At 57.6% G+C, this 1,052-nt stretch carries 1 rRNA gene; it reads left to right on the top strand.

Going from position 1 to position 1,052, the window contains the following annotated elements:
• A 23S ribosomal RNA gene (locus tag ACZ4MF_RS49105) occupies window positions 1–1,052 on the top strand; the annotation flags it as partial.

Raw genomic sequence — 1,052 nt, 5'->3', positions numbered from 1 at the left:
TCTCGTGACTGCGTGCCTTTTGAAGAATGAGCCTGCGAGTTTGCGGTGTGTTGCGAGGTTAACCCGGGTGGGGAAGCCGTAGCGAAAGCGAGTCCGAACAGGGCGATTCAGTAGCACGCTCAAGACCCGAAGCGGAGTGATCTAGCCATGGGCAGGTTGAAGCGGAGGTAAGACTTCGTGGAGGACCGAACCCACCAGGGTTGAAAACCTGGGGGATGACCTGTGGTTAGGGGTGAAAGGCCAATCAAACTCCGTGATAGCTGGTTCTCCCCGAAATGCATTTAGGTGCAGCGTCGTGTGTTTCTTGCCGGAGGTAGAGCACTGGATAGGCGATGGGCCCTACCGGGTTACTGACCTTAGCCAAACTCCGAATGCCGGTAAGTGAGAGCGCGGCAGTGAGACTGTGGGGGATAAGCTCCATGGTCGAGAGGGAAACAGCCCAGAGCATCGACTAAGGCCCCTAAGCGTACGCTAAGTGGGAAAGGATGTGGAGTCGCACAGACAACCAGGAGGTTGGCTTAGAAGCAGCCACCCTTGAAAGAGTGCGTAATAGCTCACTGGTCTAGTGATTCCGCGCCGACAATGTAGCGGGGCTCAAGCGTACCGCCGAAGTCGTGTCATTGCAGCGGTAAGCCCCAACGGGTGCTGTGATGGGTAGGGGAGCGTCGTCTGCCGGGTGAAGCGGCACTGGAAGGTAGTCGTGGACGGTTGACGAGTGAGAATGCAGGCATGAGTAGCGATACAAACGTGAGAAACGTTTGCGCCGATTGACTAAGGGTTCCTGGGTCAAGCTGATCTGCCCAGGGTAAGTCGGGACCTAAGGCGAGGCCGACAGGCGTAGTCGATGGATAACCGGTTGATATTCCGGTACCCGCTGTGAAGCGTCAAACATCGAGCATCGTGATGCTAAGGCCGTGAAGCCGTTCCGGACCCTTCGGGGAATGGAAAGTGGTGGAGCCGCCGGACCAAGCGGTTAGTAGGTGAGTGATGGGGTGACGCAGGAAGGTAGTCCATCCCGGGCGGTGGTTGTCCCGGGGTAAGGGTGTAGGCCG

Source organism: Streptomyces sp. NPDC025793 (genome assembly GCF_055558375.1).
Note: the sequence above shows the minus strand (reverse complement) of the source record. Positions and strands in the feature narration are given on the sequence as shown.